Origin of the sequence: Sphingopyxis sp., assembly GCF_051861155.1 — a bacterium.
GTDB lineage: Bacteria > Pseudomonadota > Alphaproteobacteria > Sphingomonadales > Sphingomonadaceae > Sphingopyxis.
Genome location: NZ_JBHYDE010000008.1, coordinates 91260 through 112928, shown reverse-complemented (window position 1 = coordinate 112928; position 21669 = coordinate 91260). Strand labels below are relative to the sequence as shown.

Genomic DNA, 21669 nt, shown 5'->3' with positions numbered 1-21669 from the left:
AGCCACTCCCCTCCTTGTTTCAGGCTGACATGACGATGCTCGATACCGATAAGAAACGGCCTCTCCCCCGCGCGCGCTGGCTCGCCGGTCTGGCCGTCGGCGCCTTGACGCTGTCGTCCGCGGCGCATGCCGAAACGCTGCAGGATGCGCTGGCGAAAGCCTATGAAAACAACCCGACGCTGACCGCGGCGCGCGCCGGACAGCGCGCGAACGACGAAAATGTCCCGATCCAGAAATCGGGCGGGCTGCCGAACGTCGGCGTCGGGGTCGATTATCAGGAAAATCTGGTGCTGCCCGGCAACAGCTTTTTCTCGCCCAAGCGCTTCGTCAGCGTCGGCGGACAAGTGTCGGTGCCGATCTATCAGGGCGGCGCGGTGCGCAACGCGGTCAAGGCCGCCAAGTTTCGCGTCGAGGCGGGTCAGGCCGACCTGCGCGCGACCGAGGCGAGCATTTTTTCGCAGACCGTCGGCGCCTATATGGACGTCATCCGCGACCAGGCGATCGTCCAGCTGAACCAGAAGAATGTCGCGGTGCTGCGCACCAATTTGCAGGCGACGAGCGACCGGTTCGAAATCGGCGACCTGACGCGCACCGACGTCGCGCAGTCGGAGGCGCGGCTCGCGCTCGCCGAGGGCGATTTGCGCACCGCCGAGGCGAATCTGATCGCCAGCCGCGAATCCTATGTCCGGCTGGTCGGCGATGCCCCGGTCGACCTGGAACAGCCGCCGCAGCTGCCGAACCTGCCCGCCTCGCCCGACGAAGCGGTCGCGATCGCGCTGACCAGCAACCCCGACATCGAGGCGGCGAACCAGTTGGTCAGCGCCAGCCGCGCCGACATCGGCGTCGCGCGCGCCGGACGACTACCCAAATTGTCGGCGAGCAGCGGCGCCGGGTACAACAATAATCTGAATTCGGTGAACGATCCGACATCGGAAAATACGACGAAAAGCGCTTCGGCCGGGCTGTCGCTGACGATCCCGATCTTTCAGGGCGGCCGCCCGTCGGCGCAGGTGCGCCAGGCACAGTCGCGCACCAGCCAGGCGATCGAAAATTATGTCGAGGTCGAACGCAGCGTGATCGCCCAGACCCGCGGCGCCTATGCCGCGTGGCAAGCGAATCAACAGATCATCGCCGCGACGCAGCAAGCGGTGAGCGCCAACGGGCTGTCGCTGGAGGGCGTGCGCGCCGAAAACAGCGTCGGCACGCGGTCGATCCTCGACATTTTGAACGCCGAGCAGGAATATCTGAACACCCAGGTCCAACTGGTGTCGGCGCAGCGCAATTCCTATGTCGCGGCTTTCTCGGTGCTCGCCGCGATGGGCAAGGCCGAAGCGCGCGATCTGGGGATCGAGGGCGGCGCGCTCTATGATCCCGAGGTCAATTACAACCGCGTCAAGGGCCAGATCTGGGACTGGGCCGACGACCCGGCGCCGCAGCAGCAGGCGACCGACACGCGCCGCGTCCCCGCGGCAACCGCCAGCGTTCCGGTCGGCCCGCCCGCGTTGCCGCGACAATAAAGCTTGGCAAAACCCGCCTCAAATCGGTAAGAGCAGCGTTAACCATCCGGTAATCGCGGTGGTTTAGGGGGTTGGTTATGGGCGATATGTCGCGGGAACCGTCGATGGAAGATATCTTGTCGTCGATCAGGCGCGTGATCGCACGCGACGAAGCCCCCGGCGCGGCGCGCGAAATCACGCCCGCCATCGCCGAAGACATTCTCGACCTGCACGACGAAGAAGATGACGACGCCGAAGCCGCGCCCACGGCCGACGAACTGGTGTCCGAAGCCAGCGCCGATGCGGCGCGCCAGTCGCTCGACGCCTTGACCGCCGCTATCGCACCCGCCGTTGCTGCCGCGACGGTTGCGGCGCCTGCCGCTGCGGGCCGCACGATGGAAGATGTCGTGCTCGACGCGCTGCGCCCGATGCTGAAAGACTGGCTCGACGCCAACCTGCCAACGCTGGTCGAGGCGATGGTCGCCAAGGAAATCAGCCGGATTACCGGGCGCAGGCTCTAACCTCCCCGATCCTCCCTGTCGCGCGGCGATGGGGGAAATTACCTAATCCAATCCTCGAGCAAATAACGCGCGATCGCCAGCGGCGGCGGCGCCAGGAACGGCGCGCCCATGTCGCCCGCCAGCGCGGCGCGTACTTCGGCCCTATCGACCCACATCGCCGCCTCGATCTCGGTGGTATCGAGGGTCAGCGCCGGATCGGTCGTAACCGCGCGGCACCCGATCATCAGCGACGAGGGAAAGGGCCACGGCTGGCTCGCCACATAAGTCACGTCCGACACGCGGATGCCCGCTTCCTCGAACAATTCGCGCGCTACCGCTTCCTCCAGCGATTCGCCGGGTTCGACAAACCCTGCCAGCGCCGAGAAGAAGCCCGGCGGAAAGCCGCCTTGCCGCCCGACCAGCACGCGCCCGTCGCATTCGGCGAGCATGATGACGACCGGATCGACGCGCGGAAAATGTTCGGCGTTGCAGCTGCCGCAGCGCCGCCCCCAGCCGGCCCGGAACACCGCCGTCGGCGTGCCGCACACCGCGCAAAAGCGATGCCGCGCGTGCCAGTCGACCAGGCTGCGCGCGCCGCCGTAGAGCGCCGTTTCTTCGCCTGACAGCAACGGCAGCAGGCGCATGACGGTGCGCGAGCGCGCGTCGATCCGCCCCCCGGACGCGGCTTCACGAACGAAATGCGGGATTCCGGCGGCGTCGAGGCCGAGCAGGAGCAACGCGCGGTCGTCGGCGGGGTCGAGCGCCTCCCAGCACAGCCCGCCGCCCTCACCCGGCACAAAATCGATCCCGTCGAGCGCCAGGCAACGTGCGCGCGGGTCTGCGGCGGCGGCGGCAAAGCCGTCCGCATTGCTGCGCAGCTGATCGGCGCGGTCGAGCCACGCCCCCGTGAACCCCAACGGCAGCGGCATCAGGCGACGACATCCTTGAAAAAGGTCTCGCCGAACTTCTCCTGAAACGGCACCGCGCCCGAGGGCATATATTGCGCATAGGCCGCGGCGCGATAGCCGAGACCGCGATGGACAAAACCGATGGTCCCCGCGGCGCCCGCCCAGCCGAAAGCGCCCTCGCCGCCCGGCGACGAGGGCAGCGACACGCGGCCCCCGGCGCCAAAGCCCTGCCCGTCGATAAACGTCCCTTTGCGGTCGACGCTGTCGGCGAGCAGGTTCGACATCGCGAGCCGCGCGGTGTCGGCCTTCATCACGCGTTTCCCACCGGTCGCGCCCTCACCCAGCAGCATGGCGAGGAAGCGGTCGTAATCGCGCGCGCTCGACACCAGCCCGCCGCCGCCGAACGGATAGGGCGGCGGGTCGAGGTAGATTGAGCTGGTCGCGGGATCGAAGGGGATCAGCGCGCCGCCATAAGGGGCATAGTTGGTCGTGAAGCGCCCGACATCCTTCGCGCCGACCACGAAGCCGGTGCTCGTCATGCCCAGCGGATCAAACAGCCGCGCTTTCAGGAACGCGTCGAAGGGCTGGCCCGATGCGACCTCGATCACCCGGCCGAGCAGGTCGAGGCTGATCGAATAGCTCCATTTGGTGCCGGGTTCGTACACCAGCGGCAGCGCCGCGAGCCGGTCGGCCATCACCGCCAGGCTGGGCGCCGCGGTGACCGGCGCCATGCCGGGGATCGGCAAGCGGCTCGCCTGGCCGCCGACGATGCCGGCGTCATCGTAAGCCTTTTTGATCGGCCCCTTTTGCATGATGTTGTAGCCCAGCCCCGCGGTGTGGGTGAGCAGGTGGCGCACGGTGATTGCGGTCCTGGCCGGGCGCAAGTCGGTGATCGACCCGTCGGGCGTGTTCTGCACCTGCATCTTGGCATAAGCGGGCAGGAAATCGGCGATCGGCTGGTCGAGTTTCATCTTGCCGTCTTCGATCAGCAACATCGCGGCGATGCCGGTGACCGGCTTGGTCATCGAATAGAGCCGCCACAAAGTGTCGGGGCCGACGGGCACCGCATCGCCCAGCGATTGCACCCCGGCGCCGAAAAATTCGGCGGCGCCCTGACCCTTGCCGATCGCGGCGAGGGTGCCGGCGAGTTCGCGGCGATCGACGAAGCCTTTGATGAACGCGTGGGTCGCGGGATAAAGCTGTGCCCCGCTGTCTTTCCACGCGAAGGCGGCGCGCGGCAGCAGCGCGGCACCACCGCCCAGCGCCAGGCCGCCGAGCAGCGCCCGGCGCGAAACCATCATGTTCATGCCAATTTCTCCAGCATCTTATCGACCAGCCTGCGATAGAGCGTCGGCAGCCCCGCCGCGTCAAGGTCCGAGATCGGCCACCATTCGCCTTCCGCTGCGGCATCGCCGTTTTCCGGAAGAGCTTCGCGGTGAACCAGCTTCAGCGTCAGGTCGAAATGGGTGAAGCCATGATCGACCTCAGCGATGCCCGACTCGGTTGGACGCGCATCGGTCCAGTCGCCCCCCGGCAGCGCGCGCATTCCGCCGAGCATGCCTTTGGTGGGGCGGCGGACGAGCCAGACCCGGGCATCGCGTTCAATCCAGTGCGCCAGCCCGTGGCGATGCGGCTTCGCCTTTTTGGGCGGCTTGACCGGCAGGCGATCGATGTCGGGCCGTCCGCGCGCGCGGCAATCGTTCGTTAGCGGGCAGATCGCGCAGGCAGGGCTGCGCGGGGTACAGATGGTCGCGCCCAGATCCATCAGCGCCTGCGCAAAATCGCCCGGGCGGTCCGGCGGCACCAACGGCGTCAAGGCAGCGCGAATCTCGCGCTTGGCCAGCGGCAGCGGGGTTTCGATCAGGCGGTGGCGCGCGATCACGCGCTCGATATTGGCATCGATCACAACCGCCGGGCGGCCAAAGGCGATCGCTGCAACCGACGCCGCGGTATAATCGCCGATCCCGGGCAGCGCGCGCAGCGCGGCTTCGCTATCGGGAAAGCGCCCGCCATGATCCGCGACCACCGCCCGCGCGCACGCCAGCAGATTGCGGGCGCGGGCATAATAGCCCAGCCCCGCCCAAGCGGCCATCACGTCCGCATCATCCGCCGCCGCCAGATCGGCGACCGTCGGCCAGCGGGTAGTGAAGCGCGCGAAATAGCCCGTGACCGCCGCCACGGTCGTCTGTTGCAGCATGACCTCGGCCAGCCAGATACGATAGGGATCGGGCACCGCGTCGCTGCCCGGCGCGATCCGCCACGCCAGCACCCGCGCGGCACGGTCGTACCACGCCAGCAGGCGGCCAGCGAAGTCGCGCGCGATATTCTGATCGATGCCGGAAGTCTGGACGCTCACCCCTCGGCTATGGCATGGCACCGGCGATGACGAAAGACGCGGGAGACGACGGGCCGGCCAAAAAGGCCAAGGCGAAAGGCGGAGCGAAAAAGCCCGCCAAGCCCGCGCCGCGCGTCTATGAACGCCCGCGCGGCGGCGAGGCGCGCGCGATTTCCGACCTGGTTCCCGAAATCGGCCGCGCCGCTTTTCGCAAATTCGGCTTTATCCAGAGCTCGGTGGTCAGCCGCTGGCGCGAGATCGTCGGCGACCGGCTCGCCGACGTCACTCAGCCCGCGATGATCCGCTTTCCCGTCGGTGCCAAGGCGGGCGGCACGCTGCACCTGACGATCAGCGGCGCACACGCCCCGATGCTGCAACATGTCGCGCCCGACATCATCGCCGCGGTCAACCGCTTCTTCGGCTATGCCGCGGTCGCGCAGGTTCGCATGACGCACGGGCAGATCACCCCGGCGGCGCCCGTTCAGCCGCCCGCAATGCTGAAACCCGTACCCGCCGAACTGGGGGATAGTCTGCGCGACATCGGCGACCCGGAACTGCGCACCGTGCTCGAACGCATGGCGTCGGGGCTGGCCGCCGCGCCCAAACTTCCCCGGATCAGTTGAAGAAAGAGCCGCTGCAAATGTCCGCATTTGACGATTCCCCGCTCGATCGCCGCACCGCGGTCCTCGCGCTGTCGGGCGCCGCGCTGACCCTGCTCGCCGCGACCCCCGCCAAACCCGGGCTATGGTCGTCGACCGTGACCACCAGTTCGATCGGCGCGCATGTCGTTGGCAACCCGGCCGCCAAGGTCCGGCTGGTCGAATATTTCAGCTACACCTGTCACGTCTGTGCCGATTTCGCCAAACTAGGGTCGGCGCCGCTCAAGACGCAATATATCGACCGCGGGCTGGTGCTGTTCGAATATCGCAATCTGGTGCGTGACCCCGTCGACATGACCGCGGCGCTGCTCGCGCGCTGCGGCGGCCCAGCCGCGTTCGCGCGCAACCATCAGGCGATTTTCACCGCTTTCGACATCTGGATGGCCAAAGTGAAGAACGCGACCGACGCGCAGGCGAAAAGCTGGTTCGAAGGCACCACCGCCCAGCGCGCGCGCAAGATTGCCGCCGACACCGGGCTCGCCGCGCTGATGCGCGCGCGTGGTTACACCCAGGCACAGCTCGACGCCGCGCTCGACAGCGAGGTCGCCCAGGCCGAACTCACCGGCATGACCAACATCGCGCGCGGCGCCGATCGCGTCGCCGGCACCCCGACCTTTTTCGTCAACGGGCGCAACGCCGAAGTGACGGCGTGGCCCGCGCTCAAATCGAAACTCGACCTCGCGATCAAGGGATCGTAAAAGCCTGCCCATCTTGTTTCCGGAGAACAGTACATCATGACCGCATCGCTTCGTATCGCCCTTTTGTCTTCGCTCGGCGCAGTGGCGCTTGCCGGTTGCGGCGGCGGTGCCAGCGACACAACCAAGGAACAGGATGTCGTCGCCAAGGTGACGGCACCGGCGGGCAAGAGCTGGTCGCAGGTCGTCAGCTTCGACGGCGATGGCGTCGTGATGGGCAACCCCGAAGCGCCGATCAAACTCGAAGAATTCGGCGCCTTCACCTGCGGCCATTGTGCGCAGTTCGCCAAGGATTCGCACGAGGAGCTGAAGCGCGACTTCGTCGATACCGGCCGCGTGTCGTACAAGCTGACCCCGTTCATGCTGCACCCGGTCGACGCGATCGCCGGGGCGATCGTCAAATGCACGGGCCCCGACCGCTTCTTCCCGCTCGCCGATGCGACCTTCCTCGAGCATGAGGCGTTTATCGCCGGGGCGCAAAAGCCGCAGCCCGGGATCGAAGCAGCGATGCAGCTGCCCCCCGAACAGCGCTTCACCGCACTTGCAAAGGGCTGGGGCATCGATCAATTTTACCAGCAGCGCGGTGTTCCGGCGGCGACGATCCAGCAGTGCCTGAGCAAGGTCGACAATGTCTCGGCGATCGAAAAGGGCACCAACGCCGGGGTCGAGAAACATCAGATCACCGGCACCCCGACCTTCGTCATCAACGGTCAGGTCGCCGAAGGTATCGCCGCTTGGGGCCCGCTGCGCGACCGCCTGCGCACGATGGGCGCGCGCTGACGCTTGGAGCGCCCTCCCCTGAAGGGGAGGGGCTAAAGGCCTTGCGACTCCCCCGCCCGCGCGGCATGACGGCTGCTTGGGGGGATATGTGACACCAGCGTTGCAACATCCGCGATTCGACGATCTGCACGGGGCCGCTCCGTGCAGATAAAACGCTTGCGCCTGACCGGTTTCAAATCTTTCGTCGAACCCACCGAACTGCGCATCGAGCCCGGTCTGACCGGCGTCGTCGGCCCCAATGGCTGCGGCAAGTCGAACCTGCTCGAAGCGATCCGCTGGGTGATGGGCGAATCCAGCCCCAAATCGATGCGCGGCGGCGGCATGGAGGACGTCATCTTTGCCGGCACCGCATCGCGCCCGGCGCGCGATTTTGCCGAGGTCGCGCTGCATTGCGACACCGAAGGCGCGCTCGTCGCGGGCCTGTCCGACGGCGAGGACGGCGACGATCTGGAGGTTATCCGCCGCATAGAACGCGGCGCGGGGTCGGCGTATCGCGCCAATGGCCGCGATGTGCGCGCCAAGGACGTCGCGCTGATCTTTGCCGACGCCGCGACCGGTGCGCACAGCCCAGCGCTGGTCAGCCAAGGCAAGATCGCCAATGTCATCGCAGCGAAACCGACTGATCGCCGGGCGATGCTGGAGGAAGCCGCCGGGATCGCCGGGCTGCATGTCCGCCGCAAGGATGCCGAGCAGAAATTGCGCGCGACCGAAACCAACCTGACGCGCCTGTCCGAAATCACCGCCGACATGGAGGTACGCGCCAATGCGCTGCGGCGGCAGGCGCGCGCGGCGGAGAAATACAAGAAGCTGAGCGACGAGATTCGCATCGCCGAGGGGCGGCTGATCTATGCGCGCTGGCGCGATGCCGCCGCCGCCGCCGATCAGGCGCGCCGCGACAGCGATGCGGCCGAGGCGGCGGTCCAGACCGCGCAGCACGAGCTGGAAACCGTTTCCGCCGCGCAGACCGAGGTCGCGACCCGCGTCGCCGCCGCGCGGCACGACGCACAGGCACAGCGCGACGCGCTGGCCGAAGCGACCGCGACGCAGGTCCGGCTGCAGGGCGAGGAGCGCGCCGCGCTGCAACGGCTGGACGATCTGGCGGCGCAGCAGGCGCGGCTGGCCGACGACCGCGCGCGCGAAGGCGAATTTGCCCGCGAAGCGCATCGCGCGCTGACCGACCTCGACGCCGAGAGCAAGTCATTGGCACACGACATCGCGGGCCATGATGCTGGTAAGGCCGCGCTCGCCGACGCCAATCTGGCGGCGCAGGCCCGGTTGCGCGATGCCGAGGTCGCGTTGGCGCAGGCGCGCGCCAAAGCGGCGAGCGAGGCAGCTGACCGGCGCATTGCGGTGTCGGCGCGCGACAGCGCCGCGGCGGCGGTGCGCCGGATCGACAGCGACAAGGCGCGCGTCGATGCCGACATCGCGGCGTTGGGCGATAGTGCCGCGCTTGCCGCGACCCATAGCGACAGCGTCAACGCCGCCGAGGCGGCCGAAGCGGCGATCGCCTCCGCCGAAGCGGCGCTGAAAAATGCCGAAGCCGGCCGCGAAGCGACCGCCGCCGACCTTGCGGGCGTCGAACAGGGGCTGGCCGAAGCGCGCGCCGCGCTCGCCGCGCTCGACGGCGAGGCTGCGACGCTCGACCGCGCGCTGGCGGCCGGACGCCGCGACGAAGACCGCATCCTCGATCAGCTGCGCGTCGCGCCCGGCTATGAAGCCGCGCTCGCCGCGGCGCTCGGCGACGACCTCGACGCCGGGACCGACAAAGCTGCATCGCGCAGCTGGGGCGGCGCCGACTTGCAAGCCGATGACCCTGTGCTGCCCGCCGGAACGCGGCCGCTGGCCGAATTCGTGACCGCGCCGGCTGCGCTCGCGCGCCGTCTGGCACAGGTTGCGGTGGCCGACAGCGACAACGGACAGCCGCTCAATGTGGGCCAGCGGCTGGTTACCACCGATGGCGTGATGCGCCGCTGGGACGGCTTTGTGGCGCGCGGCGACGGCGCCACGGCGACCGAGCGCCTGCAACGCCAGAACCGCCTTGACGCGCTCGCCGCGCAGCGCCCGCAGGTCGAACTTGGCGTTCAGAACCTGCGCGACCGCCGCGATGTTGCCGCGACGCAGGCGACCGAACTGACCGAGGCCGCCGCCGCCGCGCGCCGCGCGCTCGCGCAGGCCGATGAGGCCCGCCGTACCGCGCTGCGCGCCGCCGATCAGGCGCAGGCGGCGCTCGATCGCCACCGCGATGCCGCCGCGCTGTTCGGCCGCCGCCTCACCGAAATTGCCGAAGCGGCCAGGGAAGCCGCAGAGCAACTCGCGACGCAAGAGGCGGCGCTGGCGGTGCTGCCCGACGACAGCATCGCCCGCGCCGCACTGGCGGCCGAGGAACAGGCCACCGAACGCGCGCGCGGCGATGCGGGCGCGGCGCAGGGCGCACTCGCGGCGCACGAACGCACCCTTGCGAGCTTAAGCGAACGGCAGGCGGTGGTGACCGCCGAAATCAAAAGCTGGAAAGCCCGCGCGGGCGAAGCGGCGCGGCGGGTGACCGAGATGGACAAGCGCGCCGACGCGCTGGCCGCCGAAGCCGCCAAGCTCGCCGATGCGCCTGCGAAACTTGCCGAACAACGCACCGCCGCCGAAGCGCAACAGGCGGCGCTGCGCGACAAAGTCGCGGCCGCCGAGGCGCAGGAGCGCGCCGCTGAGGCGGCGCTGCGCGAAGCCGAGACGGCGCTCAACGCCATCCGCGAGCGCGTCGCCGCGGCGCGCGAAACCCGCGCCGGGGCGATTGCGCGCTCCGAAAATGCCGAGCTCAGGCGGATCGAAATGGGCCGCCTGTCGGGCGAACGCTTTGAATGTCCGCCGCCGCTGCTGCCGCAAAAAGCGGGGTTCAACGGCGAGAGCGTACGCGATGCCGGGGCCGAATCGGCGCAGCACGACCGCCTGATCGGCGACCGCGAGCGGCTCGGCCCGGTCAACCTCGTCGCCGCCGACGAACTGATCATACTCGACGCCGAACGCGAAAAAAGCGCCGCCGAGATCGAGGAACTGACGCAGGCCGTCCACCGCCTGCGCGGGTCGATCGGCAATCTCAACCGCGAGGGCCGCGTCCGCCTGCTCGCCGCGTTCGAGACGGTGAACGGCCATTTCCAGCGGCTGTTCACGACCCTGTTCGACGGCGGCCAGGCGCATCTTGAGCTCGTCGATTCGGACGACCCGCTCGAAGCAGGGCTGGAAATCATGGCGCAGCCGCCGGGCAAGCGCCTCGGCACGCTCACGCTCCTCTCAGGCGGCGAACAGGCGCTGACCGCGGTCGCGCTGATCTTTGGCCTGTTCCTGACCAACCCGGCGCCGATCTGCGTTCTCGACGAAGTCGATGCGCCATTGGACGACGCCAATATCGAGCGCTTCTGCGACCTGCTCGACCGCATGACGCGCGAGACCAACACCCGCTATCTGATCGTCACCCACAATGCGGTGACGATGGCGCGCATGCACCGCCTGTTCGGGGTGACGATGATCGAAAAGGGCGTCAGCCGCCTCGTATCGGTCGATCTGGGCGCCGCCGAGGAATTGCTTGCGGCGGAATAAGCTAGGGCGCCATCCCCACCACCAGCATCGCGGCGAACACCAGCAGCCCGGCAAAGCGGTTGCTGCGAAATTTCGCCAGCGCGTCCTCGCCGCTGACGGGATCGAGGGTGACGATCTGGCCAGTAAAGTGCACCACCGCGGGGAGCAGCGCGATCAGCGCCAGCGGATCCGGCCGTACCACCCATAGCGCGCCACCCCAGCAAGCGAGCGCGGCGCCATAGCACAGCGCGACCCCGCCCTTCACATGGCGTCCCATCGCACGCGCGCTCGACTTGACGCCAATCAGCATATCGTCCTCGATGTCCTGCAGCGCATAGATGGTGTCGTAACCGATCACCCACGCGATGCAGCCGGCGTAGAGCAACGGTAGTGCCAGACCGCCGGGCCCATCGACCGCGATCCAAGCGACGAGCGAGCCCCAGCTGAACACCAGCCCCAGCCACGCCTGCGGCCACCAGGTGATCCGTTTCATGAACGGATAGCCCGCGACCAGGATCAGGCTGGCGAGCGCGACGATCTGCGCCGGCAGCGGCAGCTGGAGCAGCACCAGCAGGCCAACAAGCGCCAGTAGCACCGCCCACAAGGCGGCATTGCGCACCGACACCGCACCGCTCGCGATCGGGCGCGACGCGGTGCGCGCCACACGCGCGTCGAGATCGCGATCGACGATGTCGTTATAGACGCAGCCCGCACCGCGCATCGCGATCGCGCCGAGCAGCAGCCAAAGGAACAGCGGCCAATGGCCAATCGCCCCGCCGCCGAGCGCCAAGCCGAAGGCGCAGGGCCAAAACAGCAGCCACCAGCCGATCGGACGGTCGAACCGCGCGAGCAGCGCATAGGGCCGCGCAGCGGCGGGCAAGAGCGCCACAAAACCACGCAACTGGCTGTCGGGAGGATGGGCGGCGGTCATCGGCAGCGGTGCATGTAGCAGCCGCGGCACCGAGGATAAATGACCGATTATCCGTCAGACGACGGCCTGGATCAGGTGTCGCAATCCGAGGGTGTGACACCTGCTGAAGGATAGACCCGCGTCAGGTCGCGTCCTTCGCGAACATTGAATGCGGCCTCCGACCGAATGGTCCTCGGCCCCAGCCATCGCCCATAGGCAACGGGCTGATAGGTATAGGTCAGTTCAACCACCATCACCGCGGTGCCCTCGACCGCCACCACCCGCTTGCCAACCGGACCCATGCCAGGGAAGCTCGTTCCGGATGCCCCCGTGCCTTCGGTGCCGTAAAGTGATTGCACCGGCAGATCGCCATAGCAGCGTTGCCATTTGATCATCTGGCCGCCATCGGCATTGCGCTCGAGGCTCGACAAGACGATTCGGCCGTTCGCCCGCAGATTCAGCCCGCGCGCCTGCTCTTCGGCGCCCGTGAAAACCTCGTTGATGTCCAGTTCGCGCACCTGCGGAAGCGACATGTTTCTGCCAAAGGCAATACGCGACGCATTGTCGGCGGTGCTGAGGCTGATCTGGCTGATCCGCGTGTTGACCAGCGTCAAATTGGCCATCTCAATCCCGCCGAATCCGACAAACACCAGCAACGGGATGCAAAAGGCCATCTCGATCATGACGGCCGCACGATTGTCGCGCGCGAACCTGCGGCGCGACGAGCGCCGCGAGGCCAGTTTTGTCCAGAGGGGAAAAGCGGTCATGGGCATACGCGCCTGCTTGTCTCGGTGTTGTTGTTGTAAGGCTGGTTGCGCAACACCGAAGTCGATCGCAGCGTCGTTTCTTTCGATTGACCCAGCATGCGCCATACCGGCAGCACGTTGTCGAACGTCATGCTGACGGTGTAGAGAACGACGTCTTCGGCGCCGCCATTGCCATCCAGGCCGCGATCCCTGTCGTAGCTATTGTTGTTGTTCAGATCGGTAAAACACTCATTGGTATCGTGGACGCCGTTGTAAGGGGCCGCGTCCTCCCAAGGCTCCGGTTTGCCGATCGCGTCGTAACTTTCATAAGCTTTACGCGAAAAGCTGACCCGCGCACCCTTGAACACCACCAGCACCTTCCGGCGGACCGCGGCATCGAGACCTGCCTGATCGAGCGCATTGCCTTCCAGCGTCGCGGCACGCGCCGCATTGCTGACCGCGCCCTGCAGCACATGCTGGGCGTAATATTTCCAGCCATAATCGATGATGCCAAGCAGCAGCAGCAAGAAGACCGGCGCCGTCAGAGCGAATTCGACCAGCGCAGTTCCGCGGCTGTCACGGCCAAGACCGCGGCGATTCAGGATGAGCCGGCGGATCATTGCGACAACCTCAATTTCGAGATCTGCCGCGCAATGGCCTGAAACTGCTCATTGAGCTGCGCCGCATTGTTCGCCTGATAGGCGGCGCCCGGCGAGGCACAATTGCGCAGATTCGTGGTCAAGGTCGTGCCGAAACTGACGATCCAGATGGTGGTGTTCTGGCCCTTGGCCTGGGCGCATATTTGCTGGAAGCGGTTCGTGTGCCGGTTCACCGCGTCGGTGTCGCTCGATGCGCCGATACGGCCGGTCGATTGCTCCTGGCTTTGAAATGAAAAGTTGTTGCGCGGCGCCGTCGGCGCGCCATCGGTCATGAACACGATGTGCCGGTTGATCGGCCGGTTGTTCGGCGCGGTCGCATTGTCGTCCGCCAGGATTCCCGTCGGCGACAACAGCCGTGCGCCCCACACCATCCCTACATCGTGATAGGTAAAACCCTGCGACCGGAGCGCAGCGATCCTGGCTACGAAGGTCGAGCGATCGGCTGCCGTCATCGTGGTAAGCCGCATCGCAGGCGGCGGGCAAGCCGCTGTGTCGGAACCGCTATCCGCCAAGTCGCCGAAGCTGTTGACGTTCGATGTGCTGGAGGAAGTGGTCTCAGTCTGCGATGAACGACTATAGGCGAATTCTGGCAGGAACATGTGCCATTGCGTCGCGGGGTCGGTGGTGGGCACCAGATCGATGTTCATGTCATAGGCGTCGGACGGCGCCGTGCTGGTCGAACTGAACGGTTTCGTCTGGCGCTCGATGATGCAGCCATCCCAGGTAAAGCTTTCATCAACGCCAGCCGTTCCCGTTTTCATGGTCAACGCGCTGCCAGATTTCGCCGGCCCCACCTCGAGGTCGTGGTTCTTGTATGTGAAATAGCTGAACTGTTTCACCGGCGGCTGCGTCAGCGTCGAAGGCGATGTTTCGGTGTAGAGATGCGGGCGCGAGCGCCGTTGGCACCGGTTAGGGCTGGAGCTGGTGTTCCAGCGATATTCATAGCGGGCGTAGGTCCAGTCCTGCTCGACGTTCGACGTCGTGACGCGGTTGCCGTTGCCATCGACATACTGACCAGTCTGCGTGCTCCTCTCCGCACCGGACTTGGTCGCGGTCCCGCCGGCTGGCTGCGTCGGAATGACACAATTGGTTTGTGTGATACCACTTCCATAATTGGACCACCCAGACCAGCTGCTGCCCGACGTGGGGTTACCCGGATAGGTGGTACCGCTGGGCGATCCGGTCGTTGTGGTGCCGGTCCCCCAGACATCGATAAATGTCGGTACGCGCGTCGGTGTCGTTGCAACGTCCGCTATCCAGCTCGGATTTTCTTCCAGCAGGATAGCACCGACGTTTACCGTGCCGCTGTACGGGACAATGCCGAACCGCAACCTGCCGTCGCCCAGTTCTGCGGTGGTCAGCGTGTCAAAGAAATCGACGGCGGCTGTCCGCAGCGCCTCAATGCGCGATACCGAGTCGCCCGAATTGACGGTGTCCATCGACCCCGTCACGTCGAGCACCATCATGATGTCGGTATTGGAAACTTCGAGTTTTGCGGTGCACGCCACCGACAGGTTGAAGTCGTCAAACCCGAATATCTTCATAATCTGGGTTGGAAGGTTGGCCGACGCCGAACCGGTAACGTCTGATGTGTTCAATGCCTGCGACGAAAAGGTCACGCCGGTGCTGCCATAGGCGCCCTGGCTATAGTTGAAGGCAAACATCTTGTTCGCTTCCGCCTTGGCCGCGTCATTATAGGTGCCGCCTGCCTGCGCGCGGCGACCCGCAAGAACCCCGGCGTCGCACGCCTGCTGCAAACGAAGCTGCGCCATATAGGCGCGCCCGATGTCGATCCCGGACCCGATCATGGCGAGCACGGGCACGATTGCGGCGGCGGTCAGCATCATCGCATTGCCGCGCTGGTCGCGCGACAGCCTGTTGGCGCCCTGCCGCAGCCGGGTGAATACGGTCCCTCGCATGGTCTAACCCCTCTTGGTCCAGACACGCGGCCCACTACAGATGCGTGGCTGGCATCCTTGCACTAGGGCCGAACTGCTTACCAAACCCCTAATCGCCGACCGCGCGATCCCCGCATCGGGCGGCCTTTTTGACCCGGATCGGGACAGATGGCCATGCCGCACGCGGCAGATGCGCAAAATTCCGCCGTCTGCTATCGCGCGCTTTATGCCCGCGACTCCCGCCTGGCCGCCCGCCAGCACGCCCCGCCTGTTCGTCGATATGCCGCTGTCCGCCGGGGCGACGGCGGCGATCGACGGCGCCGCGGCCCATTATCTGCTCAACGTCATGCGGCTGAAGGCCGGCGCGCCGATCCTGCTGTTCGACAATCGCAGCGGCGAATGGCTGGCCCGTGTCGCCGATGCGGGAAAACGATCGCTGACGCTGCATGTCGACCGCCAGACGCGTGCCATCGAGCAGGTGCCAGACCTGTGGCTGTGCTTTGCGCCGGTCAAAAAGGCACGGCTCGACTGGATCATCGAAAAGGCGACCGAACTCGGCGTCGCGCGACTGCAACCGGTGATCACCGAACGCACGATCGTCGAACGCGTCAAGCGCGAGCGGCTGGAGGCGCAGATCGTCGAGGCGTGCGAGCAATGCGGGCGCACCGCGCTGCCCGCGCTGGGCGAGCCCGTCAAACTGGCGCAGTTGCTGGCCAAATGGCCCGCCGACCGCGCGCTGCTGTTCGCCGACGAAGCGGGGGGCGTGCCGCTGGCCGCTATTGCCGCCCCCGCCCCCGCCGCAATCCTTGTCGGCCCCGAAGGCGGCTTTACAGCGCGCGAGCGCGAGCTGTTGCTCGATAATCCCACAACCCGCCGGATCGCGCTCGGCCCGCGCATCCTGCGCGCCGAAACCGCGGCGATCGCGGCGACCGGCCTGTGGATGGCACAGCATGGCGACTGGACCGGCAGCGGCTGAACAGGCAAAGCTGTGCCGTTGCTGGACAGAATTTCGGCCAAGCCCCCGATTTTAACCGCATATTAGCTATGCGCGGGCATAGCGGCCCGATGCAACGGCAGGACCAGAGCCGATATTGCTGGCGTGGGGGCCGGCGCGCACAGTTTGTACGAGCCCTTTTGCTGCTCGTCGGGCTGGCGCTGACGCTCGCCGCCAATCCGGCCGCGGCACAGACCACCACAACCTATAGCAATACGACCACCGGCGCGATCAGCGAGACTGCGACGCCGTGCACGACGCCGCTGGTGCGCAATTTCACCGTCGCCGCCAACGCGCAGATCACCGACGTCAATATCGGGGTGCAATTCAGTCATAGCTATCGCGGCGACATCCGCGCGACTTTGGTCTCGCCGACCGGCACCGTCGTCAATCTGATCACCAATGTCGGGACGGGGGCGGACAATCTGAACGTCCTGTTCGACGACAGCGCCGCGACCAATATTTCAACGCACAGCGCGAACGACAACACCGCCGCCGCGCCGCCCTATCAGCGGACATTTGTCCCCGAGGCGGGGCTGGCGAGTTTCAACGGCCAGGGTTCGGCGGGGACGTGGCAGCTGACGATCTGCGACTCGCTGAACGGCGACGTCGGCAATTTTACCCGCGCCGACCTGACGCTGACGACGGTGCCGATGGCACCCTCGGCCGATCTGTCGCTGACCAAGTCGGTCAGCAATGCGGCACCCGCCGCCGGGGCCAGCATCAATTATGTGCTCAGCGTCACCAACGCCAGCGGCTCGGCGCTGACCGCGACCGGGGTGACGGTGCAGGACATGCTGCCCGCCGGCTTCGCCTTCACCGGCGCATCGGGGTTCGGCAGTTACAACAGCGTGACCGGCGTCTGGACGGTCGGCAGCATCCCGCCCGGTACGACGCGCACCCTGACGATCACCGGCACCGTCACCGCGACCGCGGGCGCGACCATCGCCAATGTCGCCGAAGTCAGCGCCTCGTCGGCGTTCGATTTCGATTCGACCCCGGGCAATGGCGCGGCGGGCGAGGATGATTATGACAGCGCCAGTTTCACCGTCGCCGGAACGCGCGTCGCCGGCACGCCACCGACCCTGGTCTGCCCGGTCGGTTCGACCGTGCACGATTGGGACGGCGTCACCTGGGCGGCGGGGACGACCAGCGGCAGCTATCCGCTGACCGCGATCGGCACGATGAATTTCAATATCGGGATCAGCGGCGGGGCGTTCCTGACCAACGCCACCTATGGCGGCCAGTCGCCGACGCGGCAGAATGTCGTCACCGGCGGCTTTTCCCCGGCGCAATTTTCGATTTTCCAGCTGGTCGACATGACCAGCCAGTCGGGAACCGTCGCCACGACGATGACGCTCCCCACCGCGGTGCCGGGCGCGCAGTTCCGCCTGTTCGACATCGACTATGCCGCCGGGCAATTCGCCGACCGGGTGACCGTCACGGGCAGCTTCAACGGATCGCCGGTGACGCCGGTGCTGACCAACGGGGTCAGCAATTATGTCATCGGCAACAGCGCCTATGGCGACGGCACCTCCGCCGATGCCAGCGCCAACGGCAATGTCGTCGTGACCTTTTCCGCGCCGGTGGACACGATCGTCATCAGCTATGGCAATCACAGCCTCGCGCCGACCGATCCGGGGCAACAGGCGATCGCGATCCATGATGTCAGCTTTTGCCGCCCGACCACCAATTTGACGATTGCCAAGACCAGCAGCGTCGTCAGCGACCCGACCAATGGCACCACCGATCCCAAGGCGATCCCCGGCGCGACGATGCGTTACTGCATCCTGGTCACCAACAATGGCACCGCGACCGCGACCGCGATCAACGTCGCCGACGCGCTGCCCGGCACAGCCACCTTCGTTCCCGGCTCGCTGCGTAGCGGTTCGAGCTGCGCGGGCGCCACCACGGTCGAGGACGACAATGCCAGCGGCGCCGACGAAAGCGATCCGTTCGGCGCCTCGATCACCGGCACCGCCGTCGCTGCCACCGCGCCGACACTGGCGCCCGCCACCGGGTTTGCCGTCGCGTTCGATGTGACGATCAATTGATCCTGGGCAGTCGCTTCTTTCGGCCGTGCGCGCTGCTGGCCACCGCGGCCGCGGTGGCGACCGCCACGCCGGTCCAGGCACAGCGGGTCATCGTCAACCCTTCGTTCGAATCGAACGACCCGCAAGGGCCGGGCGCCGCCAATTTCCAGATATATCCGAACGGATCGGTCATCGGCTGGGACTCCGCGTCGGGCGAAATCGAGTTGTGGGATACCAATTTTCAGGGCGTCCCCGCTTATGCCGGGTCGGTTTTCGCCGAAATGAACGCCAATGTCCCCGGCGCGCTCTATCAGAATATCTGCATGGTCAATGGCGAGTCGATCGGGTGGACCTTTGCCCATCGCGCCCGGTCGGGCGGGCCCGCGACGCAGACCGCGCGCTTTCAGATCGCGACCAGCGGCGGCACCCTGATCCAGGCGCTGGCGACGCAATCGTCGATCGTGAACAATGTCTGGAACGTCAACACCGGAACCACAACCTACACCGGCGCATCGGGGATCCAGCGCGTCCAGTTCGTGACCACCGACCCGGGCAGCCTGGGAAATTTCCTCGACGACATCCGGATCACGCTCAATCCCTTTATCGAGCTGTCGACGGCATCGGCGGCAGGGGTCGAATCGCTCGCGACCGCCAATTTGCCGACGCTGACCGTCAACGGCACACTGTTCGCGGCGCGGACGGTCAATGTCAGCATCACCGGCGGCACCGCGGTGCGCGGCACCGATTATACGACCCCCGGCGGCGGCGCCAGCTTCACCGTCACCATCCCCGCCGGCACCTATCAGAACGCCGCCGTCCCGCTCGGCATCCAGATTATCGACGACACCGCGAACGAGGGCAGCGAGACGATCCAGATCGCGCTGAACCCCGGCACCGGCTACACCGTGTCGAGCACGTCGAGCTGCGGCGGCGCGGCACGCACCGCGAGCACCTACACGATCACCGATAATGACTCGCCGGTCGTGCTGACCAAAAACTGGGTCACCGGGATCGTCGGCGATGCCGTCAGCCTGGCCATCACCGGCGGCTTCGCGGCCAGTGCGGGCACATCGACCGTTGGCGGCGCGGCGACCAATGCGACCGCGGTGGCCATCCCCGGCAGCACCCTCACCCTGACCGAAGCCTTTACGGCAGGCGCGGCGGCGAATTACAACAGCAGCATCGAATGCCGCCGCAACAGCGACAATGTCGTCGTCGCGACCGCGGGCAGCGGGCTCAGCCGCACCGTCGTCATGCCCTCAGGCACCTCGCTCACCTGCACCTGGACCAACAGCCGCCGATCGGCGACGCTGGTCGTGCGCAAGACCTGGGTCAATGCGGTGCTGGCCAACGCCGTCACCGTCGCGACCAGCGGCCTGATCAACAACGCCAGCCTGTCGTCGGTCGCCAACAGCGCGAACGAGACCGACACCAACGCCGCGGTCACCGTCTATGCCGCCGAAAACGCGGCGCTGAGCGAGGTTTTCACCGTCGGCAGCGGCGCCAACTATAGTCAGGCGCTGGCCTGCACCGGCAATGGCACCGCGCTCGCGGGCAATATCTTGACGGTCAATCCCGCCGACACCGCGATCACCTGCACCTTCACCAACAGCTATGTCGTGCCATTGGCGATCGCCAAGACGTCGGTCGCCTACAGCGACCCGGTGAACGGTCTGGTCAACCCCAAACTGATCCCCGGCAGTTTTGCGAATTACACGCTGACCATCACCGCGCCCGCCAGCACCAGCCCGACGAACAACAGCGTCATCGTCACCGACGCGCTGCCCACCAATCTCGGCCTGTTCGTCGGCACCTATGCCCCCGGCCCCGGCCCGGTGCGCTTCACGCCCGGCGCCAGCGGCCTGACCTACAGCTTCACCAGCCTCGCGAACGCGACCGACGATCTGGAATTTTCGAACAATGGCGGCGCCAGCTGGACCTATGTGCCAACCGCCGACGCCGACGGGGTCGATGCCGCCGTCACCCATGTCCGGATCCGGCCCAAAGGCACGATGGCGGCGGGATCGAGCTTTACGATCAACCTGCGCGGACTGGTCGAATAGGTCCGTTCAACAGTCGATTGCATTCTGTACTGAACAGTCTAAATGCGCGATATGAGCACGCGCACCGCTTCGGACAGCAACGATCCCATCATCGAAAACCGCGACCAGCTCGCGGTCCCCATGGCCCAGGGCGAGAAGCCCAAGGACCGCTGGCGCATCGGCACCGAGCATGAGAAATTTGTCTATCGCACCGCCGATCACCGCGCGCCGAGCTATGACGAACCCGGCGGCATCCACGACCTGTTGATGGCGCTCACCCGCTTCGGCTGGGAACCGGTGATCGAGGGCGGGAAGGTGATCGCGCTTGCGGGCAGCGACGGCACCGTCAGCCTCGAACCCGCCGGCCAGCTCGAACTGTCGGGCGCGCCGCTCGAAAATCTCCACCAGACCTGCGCCGAAACCGGCCGCCACCTGAAACAGGTGAAAGAGGTCGGGGCCGAACTCGGGCTCGGTTTCCTCGGGGTCGGCATGTGGCCCGACAAGACCCGCGCCGAACTGCCGATCATGCCCAAGGGCCGCTACAAGATCATGCTCGACCATATGCCGCGCGTCGGCACGATGGGACTCGACATGATGCTGCGCACCTGCACCATCCAGACCAACCTCGATTATTCGAGCGAGGCCGACATGGTACAGAAATTCCGCGTTTCGCTGGCGTTGCAACCAATCGCGACCGCGCTGTTCGCCTCGTCGCCCTTTACCGAAGGCAAGCCCAACGGCTTCATGTCGTACCGCAGCCATATCTGGACCGACACCGACCCCGCGCGCACCGGGATGCTGCCCTTCGTGTTCGAGCAGGGTTTCGGCTATGAACGCTATGTCGACTATATGCTCGACGTGCCGATGTATTTCGTCTTCCGCGACGGCAAATATATCGACGCCGCGGGGCAGAGCTTTCGCGACTTCCTGAAGGGCGAACTGCCCGCGCTGCCCGGTGAAAAGCCGCGCCTCTCCGACTGGAACGACCATCTCTCGACCGCCTTCCCCGAAGTGCGGCTCAAAAGCTTTCTCGAAATGCGCGGCGCCGACGGCGGCCCATGGAACCGCATCTGCGCGCTACCGGCGCTCTGGGTCGGGCTGCTCTATGATCAGAGCGCGCTCGACGCAGCGTGGGATCTGGTCAAGGGCTGGAGCATCGAGGAGCAGCAGATCCTGCGCGACGCGGTGCCGAGCGAAGGCCTCGACGCGCCGGCCCCCGGCGGCGGCACGGTGGGCGACCTCGCGCATCGGGTACTCGACATCGCGGCGGCGGGCCTCGCCGCGCGCGGTGAAGTCAATTCGATGGGCGACAATGAGGTCGGCTTCCTCGAACCGCTCCGCCGCATCGCCAAAAGCGGCAAATCCCCCGCGCACGACCTGCTCGACCGCTACGAAGGGCCGTGGGCCGGCGATCTGTCGAAAATCTACGACGAGCTCAGCTTCTAGGAGC

17 protein-coding genes are annotated in these 21669 nt (G+C 66.5%); 10 read left to right on the top strand and 7 right to left on the bottom strand.

The features are described from left to right. Nucleotides 1-35: 35 nt before the first annotated feature. Together ACTIFP_RS14915 and ACTIFP_RS14910 are read left to right on the top strand one after the other, a co-directional pair. On the top strand, nucleotides 36-1517 hold the full coding sequence (locus ACTIFP_RS14915; RefSeq protein ID WP_439569564.1) for a TolC family outer membrane protein: 1482 nt from the start codon (nucleotides 36-38) through the stop codon (nucleotides 1515-1517). Between the two features lie 77 nt (nucleotides 1518-1594). Continuing rightward, on the top strand, nucleotides 1595-2017 hold the full coding sequence (locus ACTIFP_RS14910) for a DUF2497 domain-containing protein (RefSeq protein WP_439569493.1): 423 nt from the start codon (nucleotides 1595-1597) through the stop codon (nucleotides 2015-2017). 38 nt (nucleotides 2018-2055) lie between these two features. On the opposite strand, the gene nudC is transcribed toward ACTIFP_RS14910, so the two are convergent. From nudC to ACTIFP_RS14895, 3 genes are read right to left on the bottom strand one after another with little or no spacing between them, the layout of a single operon-like run. Next, complete coding sequence (nudC, locus tag ACTIFP_RS14905; protein WP_439569492.1) at nucleotides 2056-2925, bottom strand: NAD(+) diphosphatase; 870 nt, start codon at nucleotides 2923-2925, stop codon at nucleotides 2056-2058. Then, a complete protein-coding gene (locus ACTIFP_RS14900; RefSeq protein ID WP_439569491.1) occupies nucleotides 2925-4211 on the bottom strand; it encodes a serine hydrolase domain-containing protein in 1287 nt (428 codons plus the stop codon). Before ACTIFP_RS14900 ends, nudC begins: the two co-directional genes overlap by 1 nt. Further along, nucleotides 4208-5260 carry an A/G-specific adenine glycosylase gene (locus ACTIFP_RS14895; RefSeq protein WP_439569490.1) on the bottom strand — a complete coding sequence of 351 codons (1053 nt, stop codon included), beginning with the start codon at nucleotides 5258-5260 and terminating at the stop codon, nucleotides 4208-4210. The genes ACTIFP_RS14900 and ACTIFP_RS14895 overlap by 4 nt, the downstream gene beginning before the upstream one ends. A 26-nt stretch (nucleotides 5261-5286) precedes the next feature. Here ACTIFP_RS14895 and ACTIFP_RS14890 point away from each other — a divergent pair, with 26 nt between their 5' ends. The 4 genes from ACTIFP_RS14890 to smc all read left to right on the top strand — a co-directional run bounded on the left by ACTIFP_RS14890 (nucleotide 5287) and on the right by smc (nucleotide 10958). Beyond that, a complete protein-coding gene (locus ACTIFP_RS14890; RefSeq protein WP_439569489.1) occupies nucleotides 5287-5862 on the top strand; it encodes a DUF721 domain-containing protein in 576 nt (191 codons plus the stop codon). 17 nt (nucleotides 5863-5879) lie between these two features. Continuing rightward, nucleotides 5880-6596, top strand: coding sequence for a thioredoxin domain-containing protein (locus tag ACTIFP_RS14885; protein ID WP_439569488.1), 717 nt, complete (start codon nucleotides 5880-5882; stop codon nucleotides 6594-6596). A 36-nt stretch (nucleotides 6597-6632) separates the two neighbouring features. After that, nucleotides 6633-7373 carry a thioredoxin domain-containing protein gene (locus tag ACTIFP_RS14880; RefSeq protein ID WP_439569487.1) on the top strand — a complete coding sequence of 247 codons (741 nt, stop codon included), beginning with the start codon at nucleotides 6633-6635 and terminating at the stop codon, nucleotides 7371-7373. A 141-nt stretch (nucleotides 7374-7514) separates the two neighbouring features. Continuing rightward, on the top strand, nucleotides 7515-10958 hold the full coding sequence (gene smc, locus ACTIFP_RS14875) for a chromosome segregation protein SMC (RefSeq protein WP_439569486.1): 3444 nt from the start codon (nucleotides 7515-7517) through the stop codon (nucleotides 10956-10958). 1 nt (nucleotide 10959) lies between these two features. Here smc and ubiA read toward each other — a convergent pair whose 3' ends face one another. The 4 genes from ubiA to ACTIFP_RS14855 all read right to left on the bottom strand — a co-directional run bounded on the left by ubiA (nucleotide 10960) and on the right by ACTIFP_RS14855 (nucleotide 15171). Further along, nucleotides 10960-11868 (bottom strand): 4-hydroxybenzoate octaprenyltransferase, encoded by a 909-nt coding sequence (gene ubiA, locus ACTIFP_RS14870; RefSeq protein WP_439569485.1) that lies wholly within the window; start codon nucleotides 11866-11868, stop codon nucleotides 10960-10962. Nucleotides 11869-11939: 71 nt separating this feature from the next. Then, nucleotides 11940-12614 carry a TadE/TadG family type IV pilus assembly protein gene (locus tag ACTIFP_RS14865; RefSeq protein ID WP_439569484.1) on the bottom strand — a complete coding sequence of 225 codons (675 nt, stop codon included), beginning with the start codon at nucleotides 12612-12614 and terminating at the stop codon, nucleotides 11940-11942. Further along, entirely contained in the window at nucleotides 12611-13213 is a 603-nt protein-coding gene (locus tag ACTIFP_RS14860; RefSeq protein WP_439569483.1) for a TadE/TadG family type IV pilus assembly protein, read from the bottom strand. The genes ACTIFP_RS14865 and ACTIFP_RS14860 overlap by 4 nt, the downstream gene beginning before the upstream one ends. Then, nucleotides 13210-15171, bottom strand: coding sequence for a pilus assembly protein TadG-related protein (locus ACTIFP_RS14855; RefSeq protein ID WP_439569482.1), 1962 nt, complete (start codon nucleotides 15169-15171; stop codon nucleotides 13210-13212). The genes ACTIFP_RS14860 and ACTIFP_RS14855 overlap by 4 nt, the downstream gene beginning before the upstream one ends. Nucleotides 15172-15376: 205 nt before the next feature. Between ACTIFP_RS14855 and ACTIFP_RS14850 the strand changes: the two genes are divergently transcribed. From ACTIFP_RS14850 to ACTIFP_RS14835, 4 genes are all read left to right on the top strand, one after another. Then, nucleotides 15377-16126 carry a 16S rRNA (uracil(1498)-N(3))-methyltransferase gene (locus tag ACTIFP_RS14850; protein ID WP_439569481.1) on the top strand — a complete coding sequence of 250 codons (750 nt, stop codon included), beginning with the start codon at nucleotides 15377-15379 and terminating at the stop codon, nucleotides 16124-16126. Between the two features lie 158 nt (nucleotides 16127-16284). Then, nucleotides 16285-18198 carry a proprotein convertase P-domain-containing protein gene (locus ACTIFP_RS14845; RefSeq protein WP_439569480.1) on the top strand — a complete coding sequence of 638 codons (1914 nt, stop codon included), beginning with the start codon at nucleotides 16285-16287 and terminating at the stop codon, nucleotides 18196-18198. Continuing rightward, nucleotides 18195-20240, top strand: coding sequence for a hypothetical protein (locus ACTIFP_RS14840; RefSeq protein ID WP_439569479.1), 2046 nt, complete (start codon nucleotides 18195-18197; stop codon nucleotides 20238-20240). Before ACTIFP_RS14845 ends, ACTIFP_RS14840 begins: the two co-directional genes overlap by 4 nt. Before the next feature lie 51 nt (nucleotides 20241-20291). Beyond that, complete coding sequence (locus ACTIFP_RS14835) at nucleotides 20292-21665, top strand: glutamate--cysteine ligase (RefSeq protein ID WP_439569478.1); 1374 nt, start codon at nucleotides 20292-20294, stop codon at nucleotides 21663-21665. The last annotated feature ends 4 nt before the right edge of the window (nucleotides 21666-21669 follow it).

Excerpts from the sequence above, each read along its gene's own strand:
- ACTIFP_RS14915 (WP_439569564.1), top strand. The coding sequence starts at position 36 with ATGCTCGATACCGATAAGAAACGGCCTCTCCCCCGCGCGCGCTGGCTC.
- ACTIFP_RS14865 (WP_439569484.1), bottom strand. The coding sequence starts at position 12,614 with ATGACCGCTTTTCCCCTCTGGACAAAACTGGCCTCGCGGCGCTCGTCG.
- ACTIFP_RS14850 (WP_439569481.1), top strand. The coding sequence starts at position 15,377 with ATGCCCGCGACTCCCGCCTGGCCGCCCGCCAGCACGCCCCGCCTGTTC.
- ACTIFP_RS14880 (WP_439569487.1), top strand. The coding sequence starts at position 6,633 with ATGACCGCATCGCTTCGTATCGCCCTTTTGTCTTCGCTCGGCGCAGTG.
- ACTIFP_RS14855 (WP_439569482.1), bottom strand. The coding sequence starts at position 15,171 with ATGCGAGGGACCGTATTCACCCGGCTGCGGCAGGGCGCCAACAGGCTG.
- ACTIFP_RS14885 (WP_439569488.1), top strand. The coding sequence starts at position 5,880 with ATGTCCGCATTTGACGATTCCCCGCTCGATCGCCGCACCGCGGTCCTC.
- ACTIFP_RS14910 (WP_439569493.1), top strand. The coding sequence starts at position 1,595 with ATGGGCGATATGTCGCGGGAACCGTCGATGGAAGATATCTTGTCGTCG.
- ACTIFP_RS14890 (WP_439569489.1), top strand. The coding sequence starts at position 5,287 with ATGACGAAAGACGCGGGAGACGACGGGCCGGCCAAAAAGGCCAAGGCG.
- ACTIFP_RS14900 (WP_439569491.1), bottom strand. The coding sequence starts at position 4,211 with ATGAACATGATGGTTTCGCGCCGGGCGCTGCTCGGCGGCCTGGCGCTG.
- ACTIFP_RS14835 (WP_439569478.1), top strand. The coding sequence starts at position 20,292 with ATGAGCACGCGCACCGCTTCGGACAGCAACGATCCCATCATCGAAAAC.
- ACTIFP_RS14860 (WP_439569483.1), bottom strand. The coding sequence starts at position 13,213 with ATGATCCGCCGGCTCATCCTGAATCGCCGCGGTCTTGGCCGTGACAGC.
- nudC (WP_439569492.1), bottom strand. The coding sequence starts at position 2,925 with ATGCCGCTGCCGTTGGGGTTCACGGGGGCGTGGCTCGACCGCGCCGAT.
- ubiA (WP_439569485.1), bottom strand. The coding sequence starts at position 11,868 with ATGACCGCCGCCCATCCTCCCGACAGCCAGTTGCGTGGTTTTGTGGCG.